Source organism: Micromonospora sp. KC723 (assembly GCF_004348595.1).
Taxonomy (GTDB): Bacteria; Actinomycetota; Actinomycetes; order Mycobacteriales; family Micromonosporaceae; genus Micromonospora.
The window spans coordinates 1-25,725 of sequence record NZ_SMKD01000048.1 but is presented as its reverse complement, the minus strand read 5'-3'; the positions used below and the strand labels follow the sequence as shown (position 1 = coordinate 25,725).

At 72.1% G+C, this 25,725-nt stretch carries 25 protein-coding genes and 1 pseudogene; 12 read left to right on the top strand and 14 right to left on the bottom strand.

Annotated elements, in window-relative coordinates:
* Positions 1-79: 79 nt before the first annotated feature.
* From E1165_RS13500 to E1165_RS13480, 5 genes are all read right to left on the bottom strand, one after another.
* Entirely contained in the window at positions 80-697 is a 618-nt protein-coding gene (locus E1165_RS13500) for a hypothetical protein (protein WP_132391331.1), read from the bottom strand.
* A complete protein-coding gene (locus E1165_RS13495; protein ID WP_132391329.1) occupies positions 688-1,230 on the bottom strand; it encodes a hypothetical protein in 543 nt (180 codons plus the stop codon). Before E1165_RS13495 ends, E1165_RS13500 begins: the two co-directional genes overlap by 10 nt.
* Before the next feature lie 98 nt (positions 1,231-1,328).
* Positions 1,329-3,689 (bottom strand): sodium-translocating pyrophosphatase, encoded by a 2,361-nt coding sequence (locus tag E1165_RS13490; protein WP_132391327.1) that lies wholly within the window; start codon positions 3,687-3,689, stop codon positions 1,329-1,331.
* Positions 3,690-3,999: 310 nt separating this feature from the next.
* Entirely contained in the window at positions 4,000-4,437 is a 438-nt protein-coding gene (locus E1165_RS13485; protein WP_088977081.1) for an ATP-binding protein, read from the bottom strand.
* Complete coding sequence (locus E1165_RS13480) at positions 4,434-4,790, bottom strand: STAS domain-containing protein (RefSeq protein WP_132391325.1); 357 nt, start codon at positions 4,788-4,790, stop codon at positions 4,434-4,436. The genes E1165_RS13485 and E1165_RS13480 overlap by 4 nt, the downstream gene beginning before the upstream one ends.
* A 132-nt stretch (positions 4,791-4,922) precedes the next feature.
* Between E1165_RS13480 and E1165_RS13475 the strand changes: the two genes are divergently transcribed.
* The 5 genes from E1165_RS13475 (at position 4,923) to E1165_RS13455 (ending at position 9,746) form a co-directional block, all read left to right on the top strand.
* Positions 4,923-7,367, top strand: coding sequence for a DEAD/DEAH box helicase (locus E1165_RS13475; RefSeq protein WP_371687340.1), 2,445 nt, complete (start codon positions 4,923-4,925; stop codon positions 7,365-7,367).
* A gap of 181 nt (positions 7,368-7,548) precedes the next feature.
* Positions 7,549-7,755 (top strand): hypothetical protein, encoded by a 207-nt coding sequence (locus E1165_RS13470; protein ID WP_132391323.1) that lies wholly within the window; start codon positions 7,549-7,551, stop codon positions 7,753-7,755.
* A gap of 127 nt (positions 7,756-7,882) precedes the next feature.
* Positions 7,883-8,461: a hypothetical protein gene (locus E1165_RS13465; protein WP_132391321.1), complete on the top strand. Its 579-nt coding sequence runs from the start codon at positions 7,883-7,885 to the stop codon at positions 8,459-8,461.
* A gap of 93 nt (positions 8,462-8,554) precedes the next feature.
* Positions 8,555-9,115, top strand: a complete 561-nt coding sequence (locus E1165_RS13460) for a PadR family transcriptional regulator (RefSeq protein WP_132391319.1) — start codon at positions 8,555-8,557, stop codon at positions 9,113-9,115.
* A 22-nt stretch (positions 9,116-9,137) separates the two neighbouring features.
* The gene (locus tag E1165_RS13455) at positions 9,138-9,746 is read left to right on the top strand and encodes an ABC transporter ATP-binding protein (RefSeq protein ID WP_243704743.1); all 609 of its coding nucleotides are present in this window, start codon (positions 9,138-9,140) and stop codon (positions 9,744-9,746) included.
* Between the two features lie 70 nt (positions 9,747-9,816).
* Here the strand turns inward: E1165_RS13455 and E1165_RS13450 are convergent, their stop codons facing one another.
* The 7 genes and pseudogenes from E1165_RS13450 to ssd all read right to left on the bottom strand — a co-directional run bounded on the left by E1165_RS13450 (position 9,817) and on the right by ssd (position 14,648).
* Positions 9,817-10,221, bottom strand: coding sequence for an Rv3654c family TadE-like protein (locus E1165_RS13450; protein WP_132391315.1), 405 nt, complete (start codon positions 10,219-10,221; stop codon positions 9,817-9,819).
* Entirely contained in the window at positions 10,218-10,586 is a 369-nt protein-coding gene (locus tag E1165_RS13445; RefSeq protein WP_132391313.1) for a TadE family type IV pilus minor pilin, read from the bottom strand. Before E1165_RS13445 ends, E1165_RS13450 begins: the two co-directional genes overlap by 4 nt.
* Entirely contained in the window at positions 10,583-10,711 is a 129-nt protein-coding gene (locus tag E1165_RS13440) for a DUF4244 domain-containing protein (RefSeq protein ID WP_208418639.1), read from the bottom strand. Before E1165_RS13440 ends, E1165_RS13445 begins: the two co-directional genes overlap by 4 nt.
* Positions 10,712-10,785: 74 nt before the next feature.
* Positions 10,786-11,400 carry a type II secretion system F family protein gene (locus tag E1165_RS13435; RefSeq protein WP_371687341.1) on the bottom strand — a complete coding sequence of 205 codons (615 nt, stop codon included), beginning with the start codon at positions 11,398-11,400 and terminating at the stop codon, positions 10,786-10,788.
* Between the two features lie 176 nt (positions 11,401-11,576).
* Positions 11,577-12,233 (bottom strand): annotated as a pseudogene (locus E1165_RS13430) (hypothetical protein); the annotation flags it as partial.
* A gap of 112 nt (positions 12,234-12,345) precedes the next feature.
* Positions 12,346-13,551, bottom strand: coding sequence for a TadA family conjugal transfer-associated ATPase (locus E1165_RS13425; protein ID WP_132391309.1), 1,206 nt, complete (start codon positions 13,549-13,551; stop codon positions 12,346-12,348).
* The gene (ssd, locus tag E1165_RS13420; RefSeq protein WP_132391307.1) at positions 13,548-14,648 is read right to left on the bottom strand and encodes a septum site-determining protein Ssd; all 1,101 of its coding nucleotides are present in this window, start codon (positions 14,646-14,648) and stop codon (positions 13,548-13,550) included. Before ssd ends, E1165_RS13425 begins: the two co-directional genes overlap by 4 nt.
* Positions 14,649-14,941: 293 nt before the next feature.
* On the opposite strand from ssd, the gene E1165_RS13415 reads away from it, so the two are divergent.
* Positions 14,942-15,793, top strand: a complete 852-nt coding sequence (locus tag E1165_RS13415; RefSeq protein WP_132391305.1) for a hypothetical protein — start codon at positions 14,942-14,944, stop codon at positions 15,791-15,793.
* 242 nt (positions 15,794-16,035) lie between these two features.
* Here E1165_RS13415 and E1165_RS13410 read toward each other — a convergent pair whose 3' ends face one another.
* A complete protein-coding gene (locus E1165_RS13410) occupies positions 16,036-16,350 on the bottom strand; it encodes a hypothetical protein (protein WP_132391303.1) in 315 nt (104 codons plus the stop codon).
* Between the two features lie 622 nt (positions 16,351-16,972).
* Between E1165_RS13410 and E1165_RS13405 the strand changes: the two genes are divergently transcribed.
* From E1165_RS13405 to E1165_RS13390, 4 genes are all read left to right on the top strand, one after another.
* Positions 16,973-17,287 (top strand): PadR family transcriptional regulator, encoded by a 315-nt coding sequence (locus E1165_RS13405; protein ID WP_243704742.1) that lies wholly within the window; start codon positions 16,973-16,975, stop codon positions 17,285-17,287.
* Complete coding sequence (locus E1165_RS13400) at positions 17,284-18,153, top strand: hypothetical protein (RefSeq protein ID WP_132391301.1); 870 nt, start codon at positions 17,284-17,286, stop codon at positions 18,151-18,153. Before E1165_RS13405 ends, E1165_RS13400 begins: the two co-directional genes overlap by 4 nt.
* Positions 18,107-18,595 (top strand): tyrosine-type recombinase/integrase, encoded by a 489-nt coding sequence (locus E1165_RS13395; protein ID WP_371687339.1) that lies wholly within the window; start codon positions 18,107-18,109, stop codon positions 18,593-18,595. Before E1165_RS13400 ends, E1165_RS13395 begins: the two co-directional genes overlap by 47 nt.
* A 188-nt stretch (positions 18,596-18,783) precedes the next feature.
* A complete protein-coding gene (locus E1165_RS13390; protein WP_132391299.1) occupies positions 18,784-19,587 on the top strand; it encodes an HAD family phosphatase in 804 nt (267 codons plus the stop codon).
* Positions 19,588-19,623: 36 nt separating this feature from the next.
* Here the strand turns inward: E1165_RS13390 and E1165_RS13385 are convergent, their stop codons facing one another.
* Positions 19,624-20,370 carry an oxidoreductase gene (locus tag E1165_RS13385; RefSeq protein ID WP_132391297.1) on the bottom strand — a complete coding sequence of 249 codons (747 nt, stop codon included), beginning with the start codon at positions 20,368-20,370 and terminating at the stop codon, positions 19,624-19,626.
* A gap of 187 nt (positions 20,371-20,557) precedes the next feature.
* On the opposite strand from E1165_RS13385, the gene acs reads away from it, so the two are divergent.
* Entirely contained in the window at positions 20,558-22,552 is a 1,995-nt protein-coding gene (gene acs, locus E1165_RS13380; protein ID WP_132391295.1) for an acetate--CoA ligase, read from the top strand.
* Between the two features lie 373 nt (positions 22,553-22,925).
* The gene (locus tag E1165_RS13375) at positions 22,926-25,304 is read left to right on the top strand and encodes an immune inhibitor A domain-containing protein (protein WP_132391347.1); all 2,379 of its coding nucleotides are present in this window, start codon (positions 22,926-22,928) and stop codon (positions 25,302-25,304) included.
* Positions 25,305-25,725 lie beyond the last annotated feature (421 nt).

Sequence of the window (25,725 nt, the reverse complement as noted above, 5' to 3'; positions counted from 1 at the left end):
TCCGTCCCCACACCAGGAGACCGGTGTCACCCACCACAACCGGATCTCGATCAGGGCGGGGGTCGGGCCGCGCGGGAGGTCAGCGCGGGGTCGGCGGCCAGAGCTCCGGGGGCACGGTGGACGGGCGCTCACCGACCAACTCGGCCAGCCGAGCCAGCCGCCGGCCCGTGATCCGCAACGCCGGTCCGCCGGCCCCCGGTTCCAACACGGCGGCGGGCAACCCCACGACGGCCAGCGCGGCACGTACCGTCGGCCACCACTCCCGGTCGCCCTCGGCGAGGCCGAGCAGGAAGCCCGACGGGTCGGCGGCGCCGGCGGCGGCCAGCCAGAGCCGCAGCCGCCGCCCGTTGAGGTGGAAGCCCTCGGGCGGGCGCTTACGCTGGCTCGCGTCCAACCAGGCGGTGGCCAGCGGTGCCAGCGTCCTCAGGTACGACGTACGGACCACGAAACGCCGCTCCCCGGTCGTCTCCCAGGTCGCGGCGAGCCCACGCGAGCGCAGCTCGGCGACGAGCACGTGCACCCGCCAGGCGGCGTCCACCGGGATCGACAGCCGGGCGGTGCGCCCCATCCGGACCACCTCCCCCGGGCCGGCGAGCAGGCCGGCCAGGTCGGCGATCGACGGGTCAGCCGCCTCGGTGCCGAACAGCGAGAGCTGGCGCACCGGTTTGGGGGTGGGGTCGGCAGGGGTCAGCGACACTCCGGAACCTCGTCGAAGGCCTGTTTGAGCTCTTCCGAGTTGAGTCGGCTGGTGTCCAGCGCGCTCGCGTCGTACTCCTTGGTCAGCGTCTCGACCGTGGCCTTGACGCCGTCGTAGAAGACGGTGGGCTCCGCGGTGCCGAGCCCGGCGATGGTGTCCCGGGCCCGGCCGTACGCGTCCCGCACCTTCTCCAGGGTGGCGCGGAAACCCCGGGAGATCTCCTCCCCGTGCTCGGTCTCCGGCACCCCGGCGTCGGCGACCCGGCGCCGGGCGGTCTCGCTCGCCTCCGCCGCGCCGCCGAAGAGCCGCACCAGGTTCTCCTTGGCCTGCGCCGGGGTCGTCTGCGCGGTCATCTGCTGGTTGGTGCTGCTGGTCAGTTTGCTGATCTCGGCCCGCCACGGGGTGAGCGCCTCGCAGACCGAGGCGGCCCAGACCCGGGGGCTGGGCCCACCACCGCAGCCGGTGACGACGAGTACGAGCGTGGCCAGGACCACCGTCAGCTTTCCGGCGGCTGCCGCCCGGCACGTACGCATGCAAGGCAGCGTACGGCCTGGCGGTGAACGTGCCACCGGTCAGGCGGACGGCACACGGCCCCCGGTCGGCGTGGCCGACCGGGGGCCCGCGTCGCGACTCAGGCGTTGACCACGTCGGCGCGTTCGTGGTTGCCCGCGTCGGTGCCGTTCCCGCCGCCGGACGAGTCCATGGCGACGCCCTTGCGCTTGCTGAACACCACCGCGGCGACCACGATCAGGGTCGCGGCCAGCGCGATGCCCACCCGCAGCGGGGTGTTGCGCTCGTCGCCCACGCTGTAGGCCACCACGGCCGGCGCGATCAGCAGCGAGACCAGGTTCATCACCTTGATCAGCGGGTTGATCGCCGGGCCGGCGGTGTCCTTGAACGGGTCGCCGACGGTGTCACCGATGACGGTGGCGGCGTGCGCCTCGGAGCCCTTGCCGCCGTACGCGCCGTCCTCGACGAGTTTCTTGGCGTTGTCCCAGGCGCCACCGGAGTTGGCCAGGAAGACCGCCATCAGGGTGCCCGCCCCGATCGCCCCGGCCAGGTACGACGCCAGCGCGCCCGGCCCGAGGCCGAAGCCGACCGCGATCGGGGCGAGGATGGCGAGCAGACCGGGGGTCATCAGCTCCCGCTGGGCGTCCCGGGTGCAGATGTCGACGACCTTGCCGTACTCCGGGCGCTGGGTGCCGTCCATGATGCCGGGCAGTTCGCGGAACTGCCGGCGGACCTCCATCACCACCGCGCCGGCCGAACGGGACACCGCGTTGATGGCCAGCCCGGAGAAGAGGAAGACCACCGCCGCGCCGATGATCAGTCCGACCAGGTTGCGCGGGTTGGCCACGTTCAGCGAGTTGAGGATCTCCGCGCCGACGTCGCCGACCCCGGCGGTGGCGTACGCGCTGCGCAGCGTGTCGGTGTACGACCCGAACAGCGCGGTGGCGGCGAGCACGGCGGTGGCGATCGCGATGCCCTTGGTGATCGCCTTGGTGGTGTTGCCGACCGCGTCCAGTTCGGTGAGGATGCGCGCGCCGTTCTCGTCGATGTCGCCGGACATCTCGGCCACGCCCTGCGCGTTGTCGGAGATCGGGCCGAAGGTGTCCATCGCCACGATCACGCCGACGGTGGTGAGCAGGCCGGTGCCGGCCAGCGCCACCGCGAACAGGGAGAGCGTGATGGAGGTGCCGCCGAGCAGGAACGCGCCGAAGACGCCGGCGCCGATGAGCAGCGCCGAGTAGACCGCCGACTCCAGGCCGACGCTGATGCCGGCGAGGATGACGGTGGCCGGGCCGGTCTGCGAGCTGGCGCCGATGTCCTGCACCGGGCGCCGGTTGGTCTCGGTGAAGTAGCCGGTCAGCGCCTGGATCGCGGCGGCCAGCACGATGCCGATCACGACCGCCCCGATGGCCACCAGGCGCGGGTTCTGGTCGATGTCGGTGAGGCCGCCGTCCAGCTCGGCGAAGGTGGCCGGGAGGTACTGCCAGGTGGCGATGGCCACCAGCACCGCGGAGAGCGCCGCGGAGAGGTAGAAGGCCCGGTTGATGGCGGTCAGGCCGTTGCGGTCCGAGGTGCGCAACCGGGTGATGAAGACGCCGATGATGGCGATCACCGCGCCGATGCCGGAGACGATCAGCGGGAAGACGAGGCCCTGCTCGCCGAAGGCGGCCCGGCCGAGGATCAGCGCGGCGACCAGGGTGACCGCGTACGACTCGAAGAGGTCGGCGGCCATGCCGGCGCAGTCGCCGACGTTGTCGCCCACGTTGTCGGCGATGGTGGCGGCGTTGCGGGGGTCGTCCTCGGGGATGCCCTGCTCGACCTTGCCGACCAGGTCCGCGCCGACGTCGGCGGCCTTGGTGAAGATGCCACCGCCGACCCGCATGAACATGGCCAGCAGGGCGGCGCCGAAGCCGAAGCCCTCCAGCACGGTCGGGGCGTCTCCCTCGAACATGATGACGACCAGCGCCGCGCCGAGGAGGCCGAGCCCGACGGTGAGGAAGCCGACCACGCCGCCGGTGCGGAAGGCGATCTTCATGGCGGCCTCGCGCCCGCCCTGCGCCTCGCGCGCCGCCGCGGCGACCCGGAGGTTGGCGCGGGTGGCCAGCCACATGCCGGCCCCGCCGATGAACGCGCTGAACAGGGCACCCACCACGAAGAACGCGGAGCGGCCGATCTTCACCGCGACCTCGCTGCCGTCGGTGTCGTGCACCGGCAGCAGGAAGAGGAGCACGACGGCGATGACGACGAAGATCGCCAGCGTCCTGAACTGCCGGAGCAGGTACGCGGAGGCGCCCTCCTGTACCGCTCCGGAGATTTCCTGCATGTTGGTGGTGCCCTTACCGGCTGCCAGCACGGCCTTGGTCAAGGCCGCGGCGAAGACGAGGGCCACCGCGGCGATGACCGCCGCGATGACGACGTACGTCAGGTTCGCTCCGGTAAGGGACAGTGCGCCGCCTTCGGGGGCGGCCAAGGTCCCGGACATCTGTGTCCTCCTGTACCGACACGGTCGCGCCGGCCAGTGGACGTCTGCCCGGCGCCTGGATGCGGTTGCGCACGCGCGCCGACCCGCCCCGACGGACCATGATCAACGTCCATATCCGCTGGCCGCGGGAGGGATCACGTGCTGACAACCCACAGACTGTAGCCCTGTCGAGTGTTCGAGGTCACAACCGGGGCACACCGTGTCCGGATGATCTTTCTAACTGTGTTATGAGGAAAAATCTGATATGGAGGCCCATCGACGCGACGAGGCCGCGACCACGTGGGTCACGGCCTCGCAGGGACAACGAACCTCAGCGGCCGACCGGCCACACCATCCGGACCTCGGTCCCGACTCCCTCGTCTACCGGGCGGACCTGAAGATCCTCGACAAAACCAGCGAGAAGGGCGAACCCGACGCCAGTGGTGAGCGCCTCGTCGGTGAGGGACTCGTTGGCCAGTTCGTCGGCGTTCAACGCGGCCAGGCCGATACCCGCCTCGATCGGCGCCCGGTCCACCACCCGCACCTGGTACGCCCCGGAGTCGGACATCTCCACCAGCACCGGATCGGGCAGCCCGTACTGCCGGTGCAGCGCGACGGCACGGGTGCACGCCTCACCGATGGCCAGGCGCACCTCGTCGAGCAGGTCCTCGCGCACCCCGGCCCGGCGGGCCACCGCGACCCCGACCAGGCGGGCCGTACGCACGTGCACCGGGGCCGGGGAGAAGGAGAGCCGGACCGTCGCCATCACGCGCCGGCGCCGCTCGGGTCGGCCGCGACCGCCGCCTCGACCGTTGCGTGCAGCGGAAAGACCTGGTCCAACGCGGTGATCCGGAAGATCTTGAGCAGTGGCTCCTTGTCACAGACCAGCGCGAACGAACCGCCGGCCGAACGCAGCCGCTTGAGGGCGCCAACCAGCACGCCCAGACCGGTGGAGTCGAGGAAGTCGACCCGACCGAGGTCGACGACCACCTGCCGGGCGCCGCCGTCGATCAGTTCGAGGAGCCGTTCGCGCAGCCGAGGTGCGGTGTAGACGTCCACCTCACCGCCGACCTCCAGCACCGTGTGCTCCCCCACGGTACGGGTCGCCAGCGACAGCTCCATCAAGTCCTCCTCCGAGAGCCGTAAACTCTCCTGGGCATCTAACCATCCCCGCCCGGCCGGCCTCCGGTCACCGGCGGCGGCTCCCTCTTACCCACGCCCCCGGTCGTTCACCACCAGAACACCAGTGCGAAAGTGCAGGACGTGAATCCCGCAGCCACCGTATCGGCAGGTCCCGGCTCCGGTCGACCGCAGACGGCGGCGCCCGGGGAACTGCTGCGCCGGCTGCGCGCCCGCCACCACGGCACCGACCCGGTCACCCACGTCGAACGGGTCCCGGCCCGGCCCGGCGAACCGGCTCCCTGGCCGGAGTGGACGCCCGAGCAGCTACGGGCGGCGCTCGCCGGGCGCGGCGTGGTCGCCCCGTGGCGGCACCAGGCCGAGGCCGCCGAACTGGCGTACGCCGGGCAACACGTGGTGGTGGCCACCGGAACGGCATCCGGCAAGTCGCTGGCGTACCAGTTACCGGCGCTCGCCACGCTGCTCGCCGACCCCCGGGCCACCGTGCTGTACCTGGCCCCGACCAAGGCGCTCGCCGCCGACCAGCTACGCGCCGTCGCCGGCCTGGACCTCGACGGGGTGCGCCCGGCCACCTACGACGGGGACACCCCCCGCGCCGAACGGGAGTGGATCCGCCGACACGCCCGGTTCGTCCTTACCAACCCGGACATGCTGCACCACGGCATCCTCCCCGGGCACGCGCAGTGGTCCGGCTTCCTGCGCCGGCTGGCGTACGTGGTGATCGACGAGTGCCACACCTACCGGGGCGTGTTCGGCTCGCACGTCGCACACGTACTGCGCCGGCTGCGGCGGCAGTGCGCCAGATACGGCCGTACCCCCGTCTTCGTGCTGGCCTCGGCCACCTCGGGTGACCCGGCGACGGCGGCCGGGCGGCTCACCGGGCTGCCGGTGGTCGCCGTCACCGAGGACACCTCGCCACGCGGCGGGGTGACCTTCGCGCTCTGGGAGCCGCCGCTGCTGCCGGCCTCCGCCGCACCCGCCCCCGACGCCGATCTTCTCCAGGTCCGCCGGTCGGCGCTGCGGGAGACCGCGGACCTGCTCGCCGACACCGTCGCCGAGGGCGTACGCACGCTCGCCTTCGTCCGATCCCGGCGCGGGGCGGAGGTGGTGGCGGCCAACGCCCGGCGCGCACTCGACGAGGCGGTGCCCGGGCTCGGCAACCGGGTGGCCGCCTACCGGGCCGGTTACCTGCGCGAGGAACGGCGCGAGTTGGAACGCGCCCTGCTGCACGGGGAACTGCTCGGCCTCGCCTCCACCAACGCGCTGGAACTCGGCGTCGACCTGGTCGGTCTGGACGCGGTGCTGATCTGCGGCTGGCCCGGGACCCGGGCCTCGCTCTGGCAGCAGGCCGGCCGGGCCGGGCGCTCCGGCGACGAGGCGCTCGCCGTGCTCGTGGCCCGGGACGACCCGCTCGACACCTACCTGGTGCACCACCCGGAGGCCCTGTTCGGGCGGCCCGTCGAGGCGACCGTGCTCGACCCGGCCAATCCGTACGTGCTCGCCCCGCAGTTGGCCTGCGCCGCGTCCGAGGCTCCGCTCACCCCGACCGACCTGGAGCTCTTCGGCGACGGGGCGAAGGAGGCGGTCGACTCCCTCGTCGCGGCCGGCGCGCTGCGGCAGCGCCCGACCGGGTGGTACTGGCGGCACCGGGAGCGGCCCGAGGTGGACCTGCGCGGCTCCGACGGCGCCCCCGTCTGCGTGGTCGAGGCGTCGACCGGGCGGCTGCTCGGCACCGTCGACGGCGGCTCGTCGCACGTCCTCGTCCACCCCGGCGCGGTCTACCTGCACCAGGGCGTCTCGTACGTGGTCGACTCCCTCGACCTGGCCGACGGGTGCGCGCTGGTGCACGCCGAGGAGCCGGACTGGTCCACCCACGCCCGGGACGTCACCTCGCTGTCGGTGGTGTCGGTGCGTTCGTACGTCGACGCGGGACCGGTCGGCCTCTTCCTCGGCGAGGTGGACGTGACCAACCAGGTGGTGTCCTACCAGCGGCGGCGGATCGCGTCCGGCGAGGTGATCGACACCCGGCCGCTGGACCTGCCGGCCCGGGAACTGCGTACCGTCGCGGTCTGGTTCACGGTGTCGCCCGGGTCGCTGGCCGCCGCCGGGGTGGAGGCCGCCGACATCCCCGGGGCGCTGCACGCCGCCGAGCACGCCGCGATCGGGTTGCTCCCGCTGATGGCGACCTGCGACCGCTGGGACATCGGCGGCCTGTCCACGGCGGCGCACCCGGACACCGAGGCGCCGACCGTGTTCGTCTACGACGGCCATCCCGGCGGGGCGGGTTTCGCCGAGCGCGCGTACGGGACGGCGGCGGCCTGGCTGCGCGCCACCAAGGACGCCATCGCCGAGTGCGGTTGCGAGGCCGGCTGCCCGTCCTGCGTGCAGTCGCCGAAGTGCGGCAACGGCAACAACCCGCTGTCCAAGGCGGACGCCGTCCGCGTCCTCGACGTGGTGCTCGCCCACCTGCCCGCTCCCACCGACGGCCCGGCGGACGACTCGACGGGCGGTTCGGCGGACAACCCGACGGCGTCCGTGCCGCGCCAGGCGGCGCCGTAGCCGCTCCTGCCGTCCGGTCCGGCCGGCCGACCCCGCGGCGGACGGGTGGCCGCCGGGCTCGGGTTGTGGGACGGGTGCATGACCGGCGGGGCATGTGGGCAAGGAAGTGGGAGCGCTTCCATTGATCGGATTCGCCGGTCAGCTTCCGCCGACCTGCCGTCTTCTTGCCCGAGGAGAAGCCATGGCCGACACGATCGCCGAGACCGTCGACCTGCTCTACAACATCGACCAGGACAAGCTCACCCCTGACCAGCAGATCGCTCTGGGAACCGCGATGGCGAACCTCGCCCAGGCCGAACGGCTGGAGCAGATCAACGAGCGACTGCGCACCATCCACCAGGTGCTCAACTCGTGGGCCCTGAAGGCGACCGTCGACGGCGGGCGCTGACCGGCGGGGTGGCGCGCTCCGGGTGCGGAGCGCGCCGACGGCGGACGGCCCGCACGGCGGCGCCGAGGAGGCCGGCTTTCTCCGCTCGTTGTGCGAGACTCCGCCCCACCCGCTGACAGGAGACTCGATGCAGTTCGACAGTTTGCAGACGCAGCACCAGTTCCACATCCGGCAACGGATCCGGATGATGGTCAACCAGTACGAGGTCCACGCCGTGACACCGGACGGCCGGGAGGGTGAGCTGCTGGCGTTCGCGCAGCAGAAGCGGCTCGCCTTCAAGGAACAGGTGACCATCTACACCGACGAGTCCAAGCAGCAGCCCCTGCTCGGCTTCAAGGCCCGCCAGCGGCTCGACCTCGGCGCCACCTACGACGTCACCGACGGCGCGGGGAACCCGGTCGGCCTGTTCCGCAAGGACTTCGCGCAGTCCCTGCTGCGCTCCACCTGGCACCTGGAGCAGCCCGGCCTGCCCGAGGTCACCGGCCAGGAACGGAGCCTGCCGGTGGCGCTGCTGCGCCGGTTCGTCGACTCGCTCTCCTGGTTGCCGTACCACTTCGACTTCGCCGCCGGGGGCCAGCCGTTCTTCTCGGTCGTCAAGAAGTGGGGCCTGCGCGACCGGTACGTGGTCGAGGTGCAGAACCCGCAGATCGACCGCCGCCTGGTGATCGCGCTGGCGATCGGCCTGGACGCGCTCCAGGGCCGCTGACGCGACCCGCCGGGGTGCGGCGCCGGGAACGGCCCGCGCCCCGGCGGTGGACCCGGCTTTCCACCTAGCAACTGAGTTGCTAGATTCGCCCGCATGTCGGTCTCCCGCACCCTGCTCGGCCTGCTCGAACCGCAGGCCCAGCATGGTTACACCCTGCGCCGCCGCTATGACGACTGGTTCGGCGGCGGCCGCCCATTGAAGTCCGCCCAGGTGTACGCGACTCTGCAACGCCTTGCCCGGGACGGGCTGGTCGACCTCGCCGGTGTCAGCCCCGGCGAGGGGCCGGACCGCCGGGTCTACGCGATCACCGAGGCCGGCGTGTTCGAGTTGGAACGCTGGCTCACCGAGCCCGAGGCACCAGACGTGGCGGGCACCCGCCGCACCCTGTTCGCCAAGGTGGTCATCGCCCTGGACAGTGGTCGCCCCGCCCGTGAGGTGCTGAACCGGCAACGCCAGGCCCATCTCACGCAGATGCGGGAGATGCGAGCCAAGCGCCAGTCCGGCGACCTGCTCACCCAACTCGACGCCGACTTCGAGTTGTACCACCTGGACGCCGACCTGAAGTGGATCGACGGCGCCGAGGCGCGACTCGACCGGCTCGCTGCCGTCATCGCGACGTCCGAGACGCCGGCACCGGGCAAGCAGGTGCGCTGACCTGCTTCAGGCAAAGCACCTCGTGGTCCGCTTCGGAAAGACTGTCGCCCTCGACCGGGTCGGCATCGAGATCGCAGCCGGCGAAATCGTCGCGGTGATGGGCCCATCGGGCTCCGGGAAGTCCACACTGCTACACCTGCTCGCCGGCATTCTCCGGCCGGACCAGGGGGAGATCTACTTCAACGGCCGCCAGGTCGACACCCTGTCCGATGGCCCGCGCAGCGGGCTCCGGTTGGCCTCATTCGGCTTCGTTCTCCAGTTCGGAGACCTCGTACCGGAACTGACCCTGCGGGAGAACGTGGAGTTACCCCTACGCCTGCTCAACGTCCGTCGCTCCGAGGCACGCCGGCAGGCCGACACCCTGCTGCGACTACTCGATGTGTTTGAGATCGCCGACCGACGCCCCGGCCAGGTCTCCGGTGGTCAGGCCCAGCGGGTAGCCGTGGCTCGCGCCCTGGTTCATCGCCCGGCTGTCGTATTCGCCGACGAACCGACCGGGGCGCTGGACAGCGCCAACGGCGAACTGGTGCTCGACGCTGTCACCGGGCTGGCCCGGCAGCAGGGCTCGATACGTGGCGCCCGCCGGAGACTTCCGGCGGGCGCCACGGTCGGACGGGTCGGCCTGAGCTGAGCGTCGGTGCCGGGTGGGGTCAGCGGCCACACCCGGTACCGATTGCTGACCGCCAGCGCACCGGTCTCCGTCAGCTGCGGACCGGGCCGGCGCGAGCGGTGGCGGTGGCTGCGCGGTGGAAGCCCGGCAGCGGGGTCACCGGCACCTCGACCGTGACCAGCGCGTCGAACCCGTCCAGCCGGCAGCCGGTCAACCTGGCCCGGTTGGCGACCGCCAGCTCCTCGGCGGCGCGACACGCCGGCCCGTCCCCGGCCAGTGCCTGCCCCGCCGCGGCCAGCGCGGCGAAGTCGGCGGCCACCCGGGCCTGGTGCCGTGCCAGCCGGGCCGTGCCGATGGCCGCTCCGAAGGCCCCGACCAGCACGAACACCAAGCCGAGGACGAGTAGGCAGATGGTCGCGCCGCCCCGGTCGGCGGGGTCGCGGTCGGCGGGGCTGCGGTCGGCGGGGTCGCGCGAGCGTACGCCCGCCACCGTCATGGCCGGCTCACCGGGACGCCCGGCTCGACGGCGGCGACCGCGGTGGCCTCCACGGTGAGCCGGGGCAGTCGGGCGCCGAGCGCCCGGACCGGAGCCCGGACGGTGACGGTAACCCGATCTGTGTCCACCGACACCGACACCGTCGCGGCGGGTGGGGCGATCCGGCTGCCGGCCGTGACTCCGTCCGAGCCGCGGGAAGCGGCGAGGGCCGCTTCCCGCGCGGCGTCCAGGCAGGCGGCTCTGGTGGTGACCGCCTCGACCGCGGTCACCCCGGTCAGCAGCAGCAGGAGCAGCGCCGGCAGGCCAGCCGCCAGCTCGGCGGTGAAGGATCCCCGGTCGCGGCCGGCCCGCCGGCGCACGCTCACTTGAGCGCCCGGTCGATCACCGCGGTCAACGCGGACTGGACGTTGCCGGAGGTGAGCACCTTGAGCAGGATGCCGGCGAAGGCCACGGCGGCGAGGGTGCCGACGGCGTACTCGGCGGTGTTCATGCCCGCGTCCCCGCGCAGCCGGGTGCGGATACGGGTACGGAGTCTGCGCACAGTGTGTCCCTTCTCGATGGTTGTCAGAGCACGTCGCCGAGGACGGCGACGATCACCGGCACCAGGCCGGCGAGAATGAAGGCCGGCAGGAAGCACAGCCCGAGCGGCAGCACGATCAGCACGCCCGCCCGACGGGCCGCTGCCTCGGCGGCGGTGGCGCGGTCGGCCCGCAGGTCGTCGGCGACCCGGGTCAGCGCCCCGGCGAGCGCTGCTCCGCTGCGTGAGGAGCGCTGCGCGGCGGCCACCACGCGGTCCGCCCCCGGAGCCGACCCGAGGTGCGCCCACGCCTCCTCCGGCTCGCCGCCGAGCAGCAGCGTCCGGCCCACCCGGCCGAGGCGACCCGCCAGCGGGCCGCCGAGCGTGTCGGCCACGGCCAGTACCGCACGGTCCACCGGTGCGCCGGCGCGCAGCGCCGCGGCCAGCAGGTCGGCGGCCAGCGGCAGGTCGGCGGCTTCGCGCAGCCGACGTTCACGGGCTGCCGGTGGCTCGATACGCCGTAGCAGCCGGTCCGCCGCCAAGCCGCTCAGCGCCCCGACCAGGCACCCCGGCACGCCGCCGAGCAGGACCGCGACCGCCAGCCCGGCCAGCCCGGCGACGAGCCGTACCCGGTCCGGCCACCACCCCGGGCGGCCGGGCACCCCTGCCCCGGAAGCCGCAGCCGTCCCTGCGGTCAACGGGTCCGTCGACCTGTCCGGGTCTCGCCTAGGCGTGCCCAGACCGCCCAGCCGCCGGGCCGGCCGGGCCACCGCCGGGCGTACGGCCACCAGCAGCGCCGCCGTGGTCAGCAACGCGGCGGCGATCATCGGCTGCCCGGTCATCGGCCGTGCCCGTCGGGCGTCCGGCCCAACCGTTCGGCCCAGAGCAGCCCGCCGGTCTGCAGGGCGGCTGCGGTCACCGCGCTGACCACGCCGACAGGGTTGTGCAGCAACACCCGCAACGGGTCGACGCCGATGCCGTAGCCGAGTCCGATCCCGCCGAGCGGAAGGGCGGCCAGCAACAGGGCGGTGGCCCGCGCACCGGCGGCCTGCGCGGAGGCGGCGGCGAGCCCCCGGTCCACCGCGCGTGCGTCGGCCTCGATGCGTTCGAGGAGTTCCGCCAGGGGCGCGCCCGTCCGGTCGGCCAGCCGCACGGCGGCCCGGGTCAGCCGGGCTAGCCGGTCCGGGTGGTCGTCCGGTTCGGGAACGGGCAGGCCTGCCCGTAGGTCGGTGGCGACGGCGCAGAGCTGGTCGAGCCGACGCCGGCGGTCGCGGGTGGCGTGCCGGCCGGCCCGACCTCGGAGCACGGCCCGGGCACCGAGCACGCCGTAGCAGGAGAGCAGGAGCCCGGCGACCGGGCCGGCGGTGGCCGCACCGGCTGCCGCAACGGTGACACCGACCAGCAGTAGCGCCCGACGTGGACGCGCCGCCAGCGGCACCACCCACCACCGGAGCGGACCGGGATCGGGGTGGCGGCCGCCGCCGGCCCGGTGGCCCGGTGGGGTGTCGGGAGCAGGGCCCGTCGGCGGCGCCGGCCAGGGCGCACCGGCCAGGCCACCACCGCCGCCGCCGCGATCAGGAGCGCCGTGACCAGCCAAAGCAGCGGCGTCATGCTGGCCCCGCCGAGCCGGGCCATGGTTCGCACAGGATCGGCGGCACCGTCACGCCCCGGTCCCGCAAGAGGGTGGCGAGGGCCCGCCCGGCCATCCCGATGCCCCGTCCCCGGATCCAGGCCGGCACGACGGTGACCAGCCGGTCGGGCCCCTCGGGCAGCAGAAGGCAGACGGACTCCAGCACTCGGCCGCCGGACCCACGGCGCACCTGGAGGAGCACCTGCAACGCGGCGGCCACCTGGGCGTGCAGGGCCGCGCGGGGCAGCCCACCGAGCAACCCCAACGCCTCCAACCGGGCCGGCACGTCCGCCGGGGTGTTCGCGTGCAGCGTCCCCGCCCCGCCGTCGTGGCCGGTGTTGAGGGCGGCGAGCAGGTCGACCACCTCCGCGCCCCGGCACTCCCCCACCACCAGCCGGTCCGGACGCATCCGCAGGGCCTGCCGGACCAGTTCGCTGAGACCGACCGCGCCCGATCCCTCCACGTTGGCCGTGCGCGCCTGGAGCCCGACCACGTGCGGGTGCACCGGGTGCAGCTCGGCGGCGTCCTCGACCAGCACGATCCGTTCGGTCGCGGGCACCAGCCCGAGCAGCGTGTTGAGCAGGGTGGTCTTACCCGAGCCGGTGCCGCCGGTGACCAGGTACGCGAGCCGGGCAGCGACGACGGCGGCGAGCAGCGGGGCGACGGGACGGGGCACGGTGCCGTGGCGTACCAGCTCGTCGAGGGTGAACGGTCGTTGCCGGAAGGTCCGCAGGGACAGGTAGGGGCCGTCGGTCGCCACCGGTGGCAGGACGGCGTGCAGCCGGGTGCCGTCGGGCAGCCGCGCGTCGGCGTACGGGCAGCCGTCGTCGAGCCTGCGCCCGGCGGTCGCGGCGAGCCGCTGCGCCAGACGCCGTACGTCGTCGACGGTACCGAGCGGCACCGCCACCTGATGCAGCCCGTCGCCCCGGTCGACCCAGACCCTTACCCCGTTGACCAGCACGTCGGTGACCTGAGCATCGGCCAGCAGCGGGGCCAGCGGTCCGGCGCCGACGAGGTCGTCGCGCACCCGGTCGGCCATCCGCAGTACGGCGGTGTCGCCGAGGACGGCGGCGGTGGACTCGGCGCGTACGGCGGAGACGATCGCGGCCGGGGTGACCGGCGTACCGTCACCGGCGATGCGCTGCCGTACCCGAGCCGACAGGTCGTCGGGGTGGCCGGTCACGCCGCACCCGGCACGGGAAGGCCGGTCAGTTCGCCGACGAGACGCCGGCAGAGCGTCGCCAGCGGCCCACGTCCGCCCGCCGCCGGGGCTTCGCCGCGTTCCAGCCCTCGGCACAGCGCCGGCTCGGGCCGGAGTGTGCCGGCGAGCGGCAGCCCCAGTGCACGGGCCACTTCGACGGCTTTCAACCGCCCCGGGGCGGGACCGCGCACGATGACGCCGAGCGCGGCGCAGTGCGGCGCCGCCGCGGCGACCACCCGGGCCGCCGCCGCAGCGGCCCGCAGTTCGGCGGGGACGACCAGGTACGCCTGATCGGCCGCCTGCAACGCGACGACGGCGGCTTCGTCGAGTTGGCGGGGCACGTCCACCACGACGAAATCCCGGCCCCTGCGCCCGGCGTCGACCGTGGCGGCCATCGCCTGGGCGGGCAGGGCGAGCAGGTCGCCCCGGTCCCAGGAGAGCACCACCAGGTCGCCCCGGCTGGGCAGCGCCCGTACCAGGGCAGGGGCGTCCACCCGGCCGTCGGCGTCGGTGAGCGCCGGCCAACGCAGGCCGTCCAGCTCCTCCCAGCCGAGCACCAGGTCGAGGCCGCCACCGAGCGGGTCGGCGTCGACGAGGAGCGTACGCAGCCGGGCCCGGGCGGCGGTGACCGCAAGGCCGCCGGCGAACACGCTGGCCCCGGCACCGCCCCGGCCGCCGAGCACCGCGACCGTGCGCGCCGGCCGGTCGAGCGGGGCGTCCGCGTGGCATTCGGTGAACCGGTCCACCAGCCAGGGCTCGGCTGCGGGGAGGGTGGCGACATGTTCGGCGCCGACGAGTTCGGCGATCTCCCAGCCCGGGTCGATCTCCCCGGTGCGCCCGACGAGCACGGTGCGCGGTCGCCGGGGCAACCGGGCCCGTAGGCACGCCTGTGCCTGGTCGTGGCCGATCAGCACGAGCGGTGCGGGCAGCCAGCGGGCTCGTGCGGCGGCAGGGTCGGCGGCCAGTTCGACCTCGGTGCCGCCCGCCGCGGCCAGCCGGAGCAGCTCGTCGAGGAGGTCACCGTCGGCGGTGACCAGCAGCGGCAGTCGGCGCGGCGGTGGGGTGGTACGGAGGGACATCACGCCTCCAGCGGTCGGGCTCGGGGTGTCGACCGAGACCCTGCCCGGGTAGGTGCCTGCCCGCCGGCCCGCTGCGCTAACCTGTGGACGACCGCGTCTCCTGTGGACAACCCTCACACCGGGCGATGATCTGCTAAGCGCTGCGTCACGCAACTGCCCGCCACCGGGTCGGCGGCAGCGGAACATCAGGTTTTCCACCCGTGTGAGTTATTGACGGCGGGGAGCGCTCTCCCCGGATAATCGTTCCCCAGTGCCACCACCGGAGTGGCTCCGCACCTCCTCCGAAACGGGCCATGGCCAACTCATCCAACGACACACCTCCCACCGACGCGACCCTGCGTATCGGTGGCTGGCTGCCCGACTCCCGCCCACCGGCCCAGCTACCCGCGAGGACTCCCGACCCCATCCGGGACCGCTGGCAGCAGGCCGCCCCCGCCCCGTCCCGGCACACCATCCCGCCGCGCCCATCGGCGGCGTCCCCGAGCTCTCCCGACCACCCGACCCGGACACTGGTCCTCGGCTGCCTCGCGGTCGGCGTGGTCGCCATGCTGGTGTTCGCACTCGCACCGCTCTGGTTCACCGCCCCCCGACCCGAGCAGGGCGGGACGGCATTCGTCCCGGCTACCGGGTTCACCCAGGCCCCGGCTCCCGATCCGGTCAGCGCCACCGAGAACGCCACCTTCTCCCCGGCACCCGCCTCGCTGTCCACCCGGGCCACGATGCCGTCGCCGACCCACGAGGCGCCTCTTCCGCACCAGCCAACCCGACCGGACCCGATCACCCGACCCAGCTCGTCGGCCGCCCCGCGCCCGTCGAACAAAACGCCGAAGCCGTCGGCCCCGGCACCGCAGCAGCCCCGCGAGGACGAGCTCCAGGCGTTGTCCCCGTCCAAGGAGTCGTCGCTGCGGTCGAGCAACGGGGGATCTTCGACCTACGTCGAATTCGTCAACTCCAGCCAGATACCCGTCGCCGTCTTCTGGCTCGACCACAGCGGCCGGCGCCAGTGGTACAAGGTGCTGTGGCCCGGCCAGTCGTACCGGCAGCAGACGTTCGTGGGTCACCCGTGGGTGGTCACGGACCGCTTCGGCCGGGCACTGGCCTGCTTCCTTCCCGCTCGGCAGACCAGCAGGGCGGTGATCCGCTAGGGCGGAGAAGGCGCCAGGGACGAGCTCGTTGGCCCGGCCCGCGCGTGCCGAGGCGGCGTTGACCTGGCGCGGCAACGAGTGTCAACGGTGACGTGCCGCGTGGTCGGACACCGCGGTCATGCCGGTCGAGCGTGATCGGGTGGCCGCCACGCGGTACGACGCCGGCCGGGTCTCGCCGTACTGGCCGGAGTTCGCCGACGTGCACCCGTTCGCCCCGGTGAGCCGCGGGCGCGACGGGTCCGCTACCGACCACCTGGTGCGAACGTCTCCCGAGGTGGCCCAGGCTCGGCCCCGCACCAGCCGCCGCGAAACTCCACTCCGGGCACGCCCTCGATCACGCGGCTGATGTCCGCTACGGCCCCGAGCGACAGGGCGACATCGCCTCGCAGCTCCGCGCTCGCTGATTCGAGGTCGTCGTCCTCCTCCGACCAGTCGACAGATGCCTGTCGCAGCTCGGCGACGGCGCGATCGACGAGAGCCCGTGGGTCGGCGACCAGCACGTCGATCCGGCAGTACAGGTGAAGAGTGAGCGGCGCGGGAGTCGGCGGGCTGTCCATGCCGGGAGCATGTCGCCGTGAGCTCCGGTGTGAAAGCGGATTACCACCGGCTCTCGTTGCCGTAGGGGCGACCCGGTCGAGGGACAGTGGCCCGACCGGCGGTGAGTGCTGTCGGAATGGCTGGCCGTTCGGCGACAACGCCACCAGCCCGCCCAGTGAATCCTCTGGCCAGCGCTCGACCCCGTGTCCGTTGTCGCCGTGGGTTCCAGAGCGTCGCCGGACACTACCTGTTGTGCGAGAAACCCACGCGGCCGATCTGCGGGGAACAGGGATCAGTGGCGCTGTGGACCGAGCACGGACCCCACGAGCATCTCGGGTTGGTCGAGGAGCACATTGTCGGCAACGTCCACGACGAGTGGCACAGCGACTTCTCACGAAGGGTCCGCGCGCGAGACGGTTGACCGGGCGATGAGACTTCGGCCGGCAACTGCGTGATCTCACAGAGGCGGTTCGGCCCCAGTCCAGCCGCAGACAGCTCGACGAGTGCGTTCTCCCGCCGATCATGGAACCCTTCGGGCCGGCCGGCCGTGCATCCGCGAGACGCGGGTGACCGGCTGGGTGGTTCAGCCAACCGAACCCACCCCCTATGCAGAGTTCTTTATAGGGTCTACGCTGATGCACCATGCCGAACCTCCGGATGACAATGCCGCGCCTACTGGTGTTAGAGGCGTTCCTTGATGAACCCGAGTGCGAGCGATACGGTCTCGAACTCGCGCACGGTGCCGGGCTTGAGCCGGGCACTATCTATCCGATCCTCGTGGCGTTCGAGGCCGCCGGCTGGCTCACGAGTCGGGCGGAGGAGGTGGACGTCCACGCCGAGGGTCGCCCGCGGCGGCGGTATTACCGCCTCACCGCAGAGGGTGTGGCCGCCGGTCGTGCCGCCATAGCCGTTCGGAAGCAGCGCGCGCAGCCGGGGGCCCGGAGGCTTGCGTGGTGAGCCCAGACCGAGCAGGTGAGCCGGCCCAGCAACACAGGCTGACCCGTGCCGAGCGCGTTGCCGTCGCGGTGCTGTGCCGCCTTCTGCCAGTTGACTTTCGGAGCCGGCAGCGTGACGAGTGGACGGCTGACCTACTGACCTTCGCAGGCGGCGCGGGTACCCGCTGGCGGTATCTGGCCAGTGCAGCATGGACGCTGCCCGCACTGCGCCACGCTGCACGTCGCGGTGGCTTCGCCGACCTGTCAACCGTCGCGCCGGTGCCGGGCGCGCTCACGTCGACGGCCCACCTCTTTCTCCTTGGGCTAGGTTGGCCGGTTCTTTCCTGGCTGATCATGGTGCCTCTTACCTACATCGCGGCGGATGTTCCCGGTCGCATCGACCGGACCGGGGCGCTGGTGGACCCGAAGACACTGTGGCCGACGGACGGACTTTTTGTCGTTCTGCTTCCCTTGGAGGTCCTGCTGCGCCTGGGCGCCTGGGCTGCGATCCTCGGCGGCCCCCTCCTGCTGGGTGCGTTCGGCGCTTCAGGGCTGGTGCTTGCCGTCGCGCGGCGTCGTCGCAGCGGTAGGCACCGGTTCGTTATCGCCGCAGTTGGGCTGGCCTGCCTCGCCCTGGCAGCCGTAGCCGGCCTCGTCGCCGGCCTCGCTTGGTCGTACGGTGCCGTCTACCCCGACGCATTCGGCCTCGACAGTGGGCGCACGGTCGCCGTGCTGGGTACTGCGGCCGGAGTCCTCGCCCTCGCCGGACGGCGTCTTGGGACGCGCACCCGAAGCGCGCTCGCGGTGCTCAGCATCCTCGCGGTCACCGTGCCCATCGTTCATGTCACGACCACCGGTGCCGAAATGCTCACCTGGTACCTCGACTAGCCCATGGAGATGCTCTAGCCAGATCGGCATGCCTGGGTCGGCGGTCGGCGGGCTGCGGTTCCGCGACCTGCGGCACTCGTACATCACGTGCCTGGTGACGGACGGGGTGCCGGTCAACGTGCTGCGGCGGGTGGCGGGGCACGAGAAGGCGTCGACGACGCTGGACCGGTACACGCACACGCCCGAGGACCACGCCGACCGGGTGCGGCTGACGTTCGCTGACGATTCGCTGACTTTCCGCCTGTCGCCCGGCCCGACGGCCCCGGAGAACGCGCCTTCACCTGGGCCGGGGGAGACCGGGAAAGGGACGACCCCCGTCGGGGGGAGACGGGGGTCGTCGGGAGGTTCGGCTCCGGGGGGGTTGAGCCGAACCACTCGACGGTTACGGGGGGTGCAACCGCCGAGGGTCTGCAACTGTCCGAGATATGAGCACTCGTCGTGATGACAAGCATGCCCGAGCGCGCTGTTCACGTCGAGTGGTGTCGACCCCACTCATCGCGAAAATGTGACCCTTGAGTGTGATCGCTGTCACTCAGAGCAGGGGTGTCCGCACCTCGGGAGCCCAGGTCGGAGCATCTGCGGGCCCCAGGCACCCGCCGACGATAGACCATGGGACTAGACTTTCGCGCCGTGGGCCGAAGTGCCGCTTTCTTCGATTTGGACAAAACCGTCATCGCCAAGTCGAGCGCCCTGGCGTTCGGCCGGCCGTTCTACCGGGACGGTCTGATCACCCGGCGGGACGTGGTCAAGTCGGCGTACGCGCAGCTGATGTTCCGGCTGGGCGGCACCGACGAACAGACCATGGCCCGAACCCGGGACTACCTGGCCACGCTCTGCAAGGGCTGGCCGGTGGACCAGGTGCGCCAGATCGTCGCCGAGACACTGCACGAGCTGATCAACCCCTACGTGTACGCGGAGGCCGCCGCCCTCATCGAGGAGCACCAGGCCGCCGGCCGGGACGTCGTCCTGGTCTCCGCCTCCGGCGAGGAGATGGTCCGGCCGATCGGTGAACTGCTCGGCGTGACCGACGTGATCGCCACCCGGATGACGGTCGAGGACGGCCGGTACAGCGGCGAGGTGGAGTTCTACGCCGCCGGGCCGAGCAAGGTCGAGGCGGTGAGCGAACTGGCCGCCGCCCGGGGGTACGACCTCGCCGACTCCTTCGCCTACTCGGACTCGTACAGTGACCGGCCGCTGCTGGAGTGCGTGGGTCATCCCACCGTGGTCAACCCGGACCGGGCCCTGCGCAGGCTGGCCGCGGAGAACGCCTGGCCGGTGCTGGAGTTCCGGCACCCGATCCCGCTCGGACGCCGGCTGCGGGGACGTCCGGCCGTGCCGGTCGCCGCGGCGGCGCTCGGGGTGGGCGTCGGGGTGGCCATCGGCATCGCCTGGTACGGCCGGCACCGCCGCACCCGGACCGCCCCCGCCGCCTGACCTGCCTCCGCACCCGGGAGGAAGCGATGTCCGACGCTAGGCCGCCGCGAGCACCTCGTCGCCGATGGCGGTGAGCTGGTCGGCCCCCATCTCGACGGCCGCCATGTAGTGCTTGAGCCAGGAGCGCAGCCCATCGGGGGTGCCGGTGGCGAACGCGCCCGCCGCGCCCACGTACTCGGGTTCCCGCTCGCGGTGCCCCACGTCGACGGCGACCAGGCCGCGCGGATCGAAGCCGCGGGACATCAGCACCAGCCGGGCCGCGGCCCGGGCCACCACGCCGGACGGCCCGGCGAACGGGCGCAGGTTGAGCAGTTCACCGTGCACGACTGCGGCCAGGACCAGTGGCGGGACGGCTGTTCCTCCCGCGACCAGCCCGGCCAGCCCGTCCAGCCGGGCGGCGACCACGGGATCAGCCACCGGACGGCCCAACTCCGCCTCGAAGACCACGTCGCGGGCGGCGAGGACGTGCAGCTTCGCCAGGGCCTGTCGGGGCGCCTTCGGCCACAGCTCGGTCAGGCCGGGCAGCGCCCCGGCGACCCGCAGCGCGCCCTGTAGCACCGGCTCGGTGACCGTGCCGGCCCGGACCTCCTCACGCTCGTGGGGGTACCCCTCCAGGGCGGCGCTGGCCACCGCGGACCGGAGGCCGGCCTCGGCCGCGACCTGGCCACCGTGCCGGCGCAACGCGCGGTGCCGCATCGCCTCGTCCACCCGCTCGCGGGCCCGTTCGACGGCGGGGGCGATGTCGGCGAGCGCGAGTAGCGGGGCGAGCGGATCGGTGGTCACTCCGCCACGCTAGCGACTCCGGCGTCCCCGCCGGCCGGCGCCCGCCCGCAAGGCGACCGGTGCCACCGTCGGGCGCGTGGCGCGGGCCGCTGGGCGCGGACGGCGGGCAAGCTGTCGCGGGCGTCGAGCCCCGCGACTAGCCTCAGCCGGGTAGGAGACGCAGGTCACAGGACGAAGGAGTCACCGCATGAGTGAGGCATTGGCCAACCTGCTGAACGAGACGCGCCAGTTCCCGCCGCCGGCCGCACTCGCCGCGGAGGCCAACGTCACCGCCGACGCGTACGCGGAGGCCGCTGCGGATCGGCTCGCCTTCTGGGAGACGCAGGCCGGGCGGCTGACCTGGGCGCAGCCGTGGGAGCAGACGCTGGACTGGTCGAACCCGCCCTTCGCGAAGTGGTTCGTCGGTGGCCGGCTCAATGTGGCGTACAACTGCCTGGACCGGCACGTGGAGGCTGGCCGGGGTGACCGGGTGGCGATCCACTGGGAGGGCGAGCCGGGGGACACCCGTACCCTCACCTACGCCGACCTGCACCGGCTGACCTGCCAGGCGGCGAACGCGCTGACCGAGCTGGGGGTGACCGCCGGCGACCGGGTGGCGATCTACCTGCCCATGATCCCCGAGGCGGCGGTGGCGATGCTGGCCTGCGCCCGGATCGGCGCCACCCACAGCGTGGTCTTCGGCGGCTTCTCCGCCGACGCGCTGACCAACCGGATCCAGGACGCCACCGCCAAGGTGGTGATCACCGCGGACGGCGGCTACCGCCGGGGCAAGCCGTCGGCGTTGAAGCCGACCGTGGACGAGGCGGTGGCGAAGTGCCCGTCGGTGGAGCACGTGCTGGTGGTCCGTCGCACCGGTGAGGAGGTCGCCTGGTCGGCCAAGGACCGTTGGTGGCACGAGACGGTGGAGGCCGCCTCGCCGGAGCACACCGCCGAGGCGTTCGACGCCGAGCACCCGCTGTTCATCCTGTACACCAGCGGCACCACGGCCCGACCGAAGGGCATCCTGCACACCACCGGCGGCTACCTCACCCAGGCGTCCTGGACGGCGCACGCGGTCTTCGACCTGAAGCCGGAGAGCGACGTCTACTGGTGCACCGCCGACATCGGCTGGGTCACCGGGCACTCGTACATCGTGTACGGCCCGCTCTCCAACGGGGTGACCCAGGTGATGTACGAGGGCACCCCGGACACCCCGCACAAGGGCCGGTTCTGGGAGATCGTCGACAAGTACAAGGTGACCATCCTCTACACCGCGCCGACGCTGATCCGCACCATGATGAAGTGGGGCGAGGACATCCCCGCCGGGTACGACCTGACGTCGCTGCGCCTGCTGGGCAGCGTCGGCGAGCCGATCAACCCGGAGGCGTGGATGTGGTACCGGCAGCACGTCGGCCGGGGTGAGCTGCCGGTGGTGGACACCTGGTGGCAGACCGAGACCGGCGCCGTCATGATCTCCCCGCTGCCCGGGGTCACCGCCGCCAAGCCGGGTTCGGCGATGACCGCGCTACCGGGGATCAGCGCCGACGTGGTGGACGACCAGGGTCAGCCGGTGCCGAACGGCGGCGGTGGTTACCTGGTGCTGCGGGAGCCGTGGCCGTCGATGCTGCGCACCATCTGGGGCGACGACAACCGGTTCATCGAGACGTACTGGTCCCGGTTCGGCGCGGGTGCCGGCTCGGGCGGCGAGGGTGACTGGGTCTACTTCGCCGGGGACGGGGCGAAGAAGGACAACGACGGGCACATCTGGCTGCTCGGCCGGGTCGACGACGTGATGCTGGTGTCCGGGCACAACATCTCCACCACGGAGGTGGAGTCGGCGCTGGTGTCGCACCCGGCGGTGGCCGAGGCGGCGGTGGTGGGCGCGACCGACCCGACCACCGGCCAGGCGATCGTCGCTTTCGCCATCCCGCGCGGCACCACGGACACCGCCGGCGCGGCGGGCGAACAGTTGATCGCGGAGTTGCGCAACCACGTGGCGAAGACACTCGGCCCGATCGCCAAGCCGCGGCAGATCATGCTGGTGCCGGAGCTGCCGAAGACCCGCTCCGGCAAGATCATGCGCCGGTTGCTGCGGGACGTGGCGGAGAACCGGTCACTCGGCGACGTGACCACGCTCCAGGACTCCTCGGTGATGGAACTGATCTCCTCGGGGATGAGCGGCGGCAAGTCCGACGAGGACTGACGTCAGGCGTACCCCTCGGTGGGTGGCGGTCCGCGCGGACCGCCACCCACCGTCGTCTTTTCCGGGAACGGAAGCCGACCGGGGTGGCGATTACGGAGAGCACTCACAAACGGATCGAAATCTGTCACTTCTGTTGCCGCGACTCACATCCAACCTGCTCAGAAGGGGTGGCAAGGCGCAGAGCTGTGACAGTGCAAAGCGTTCCCATCAAGAAGTTGCAACAAACTGACGGGGGCATCTTCCCAGCGCTGCGGCCAATGTCTATCTTCACCATGAGTCCCACTGGTCTCACCCAGTTGGACGCCTACTACCGGCCCCTACCCCCGTTGGGCCGGTTCCCTCACACCGGAGGTACCACGTGCGCAAAGTCGCAGTGGGTGTGCTCGGGCTTTCGCTGACGGCGACAGTGCTGTTGACCAGTCCGTCGGCCAACGCCGCGCCGACGCCGAAGCCGGCGGCCCAGAACCCCGACCTCGCCCAACTCGACCACGATCTGCCCAACCCGCTGGAAACCAAGCGGCGGGCACTGCGCCAGGAGGGCCTGAGCGAGGTTCTCTCGGGCAAGGCCAAGGCGCAGCGGATCAACGGCAGCACGGTCGTCAAGGTCGGCAAGACCCAGGCCGAGGGTCGCAGCGCCCGGACGTTCGGGGCCAGCACCCCGACCCAGGACCAGTACGTCGAGCTGTCCCGCGAGAAGACCGACCGGATCTTCGTGATCCTCGCCGAGTTCGGCAACGACCGGCACCCGAACTTCCCGGACAAGGACACCGACCCGGCCACCCCGGGTCCGACCCGGTTCGACGGTCCGCTGCACAACCAGATCCCCAAGCCCAACCGGGCGGTGGACAACTCCACCGTCTGGCAGGCCGACTACAGCGCTGACTACTTCCGGAAGCTCTACTTCGGAACCGGTCAGGGCGACGAGTCGCTGAAGCAGTACTACGAGGCCCAGTCCTCGGGCCGCTACAGCGTCGACGGCACGGTCACCGACTGGGTCAAGGTCCCGTACAACGAGGCCCGGTACGGCCGCTCGGGCGGCTACCCCTGCGGCTCGAACGTCTGCACCAACACCTGGGCCCTGGTCCGCGACGCCGCCAACCAGTGGGTTGCCGACCAGAAGGCGAAGGGGCGCTCCGACCAGGAGATCGCCGCCGACGTCCAGGCGATGGACAACTGGGACCGGTACGACCACGACACCGACGGTGACTTCAACGAGCCCGACGGCTACATCGACCACTTCCAGATCGTCCACGCCGGCGGCGACGAGGCCGACGGTGACCCGCACCAGGGTGAGGACGCCATCTGGAGCCACCGGTGGTACGCCTTCGCCTCCGACCAGGGCAACACCGGCCCGGTGAACTTCCCGGCCGGCGGCACCCAGATCGGCAACACCGGCGTCTGGATCGGCGACTACACCATCCAGCCGGAGAACGGTGGCCGGAGCGTCTTCTACCACGAGTACGGCCACGACCTCGGCCTGCCGGACGACTACAACGTCACCAGTGGTGGGGACAACAACAACGAGCACTGGACCCTGATGGCCCAGAGCCGGCTCGGCGCCAAGAACGACGGCGGCATCGGCGAGCGCGGCGGCGACTTCGGCGCCTGGAACAAGCTCCAGCTCGGCTGGCTCGACTACGAGGTCATCGTCGCCGGCCAGAAGCGCACCCTGGAGCTGGGCCCGCAGGAGTACAACTCCGACAAGCCCCAGGCCGCGGTGGTGGTGCTGCCGGAGCGGGAGTACAGCTTCGACAACGGCAAGCCGTTCGAGGGCACCAAGCAGTTCTTCTCCGGCAACGACGACGACCTGAACAACTCGATGACGCGGACCATCGACCTCACCGGGAAGAGCAGCGCCGCGCTGTCGATGAAGGGTCGCTACAACATCGAAGAGGACTACGACTACCTCTTCTTCGAGGCGTCCACCGACGGTGGCCAGACCTGGGCGACGCTGCCGGGCACGGCCAACGGCAAGGCCCTCAAGGAGATTTCGGCGGGGCGCTACGCCCTGGACGGCTCCAGCGACGACAAGTGGGTCGACGTCAACATCCCGTTGGACGCGCTCGCCGGCAAGGTCGTGCAGTTCCGGCTGCGCTACCAGACCGACGGTGGTGTCTCCTCCGGCGGCTTCTTCGGTGACGCCCTCACCGTGACCGCCGACGGGCAGACGCTGCTCAGCGACGGCGCCGAGGCCGGCGCCACCGGCTGGACCCTGAACGGGTTCAGCGTGGTGGAGGAGACCTACAAGCGCAAGTTCGCCAACTACTACATCGCCGGCAACCGGACGTACGTCTCGTACGACCAGTACCTGAAGACCGGCCCGTACTTCTTCGGCTACGCGAACACCCGACCCGACTACGTGGACCACTACGCGTACCAGGAGGGTCTGCTGATCTCCTACTGGAACCTCCGGTGGGCGGACAACGACACCTTCGTCCACCCGGGCGAGGGCCGTAACCTGATCATCGACTCGCGTCCGCGGCCGCTGTACAACCTGACCGGTAACCCGTGGCGGGCCCGGATCCAGGTCTACGACGCGCCGTTCAGCCTGAAGAAGGCCGACTCGTTCACGCTGCACCTCAACAGCCAGCCGCAGTACGTCCGTGGCCAGGCCGCGCAGCCGCTGTTCGACGACACCCAGAAGTACTGGTACGAGGAACTGCCGAACCACGGCGTCAAGCTCCCCGCGACCGGCACCAAGATCAAGGTGTTGGAGCAGAACGGCACCTCGGTGAAGGTCCGTTTCTCCTGATCCGCTGATCAGCGCAGCACCGATGCCCGGGCAGGTCACCTGCCCGGGCATCGCCCATTCCGGGCCTGACCGAACCTGACCTGACCCCGACCAAACCGGACCGGCCCGGACCTGACCCGGTCGGACCTGACCCCGGCCAGACCGGCCAGCCGGCCTTCCGAAAGCGGCCAGGGCGCGGTGTCGGCGTTGAGGGAGAGCGCGATGTGCCGCGATCGGAGCGGATCACCGCCGGTCGGCGGATCCGGAGCGGAACCGGTGGAGGCGAGGGAACGTCCGAGCGGGGTGACCCCACGTACCGTCGGCCTGCCCGCCGTCCTCACGGTGACCCTGCTCGTGCCCCTCGCCGGCTGCGCCGGAAACGGAGAGCGCTTGTCCCACGAGACTGCCCCGGCCGCATCGGCGTCGCCGCCCCCATCCGGAG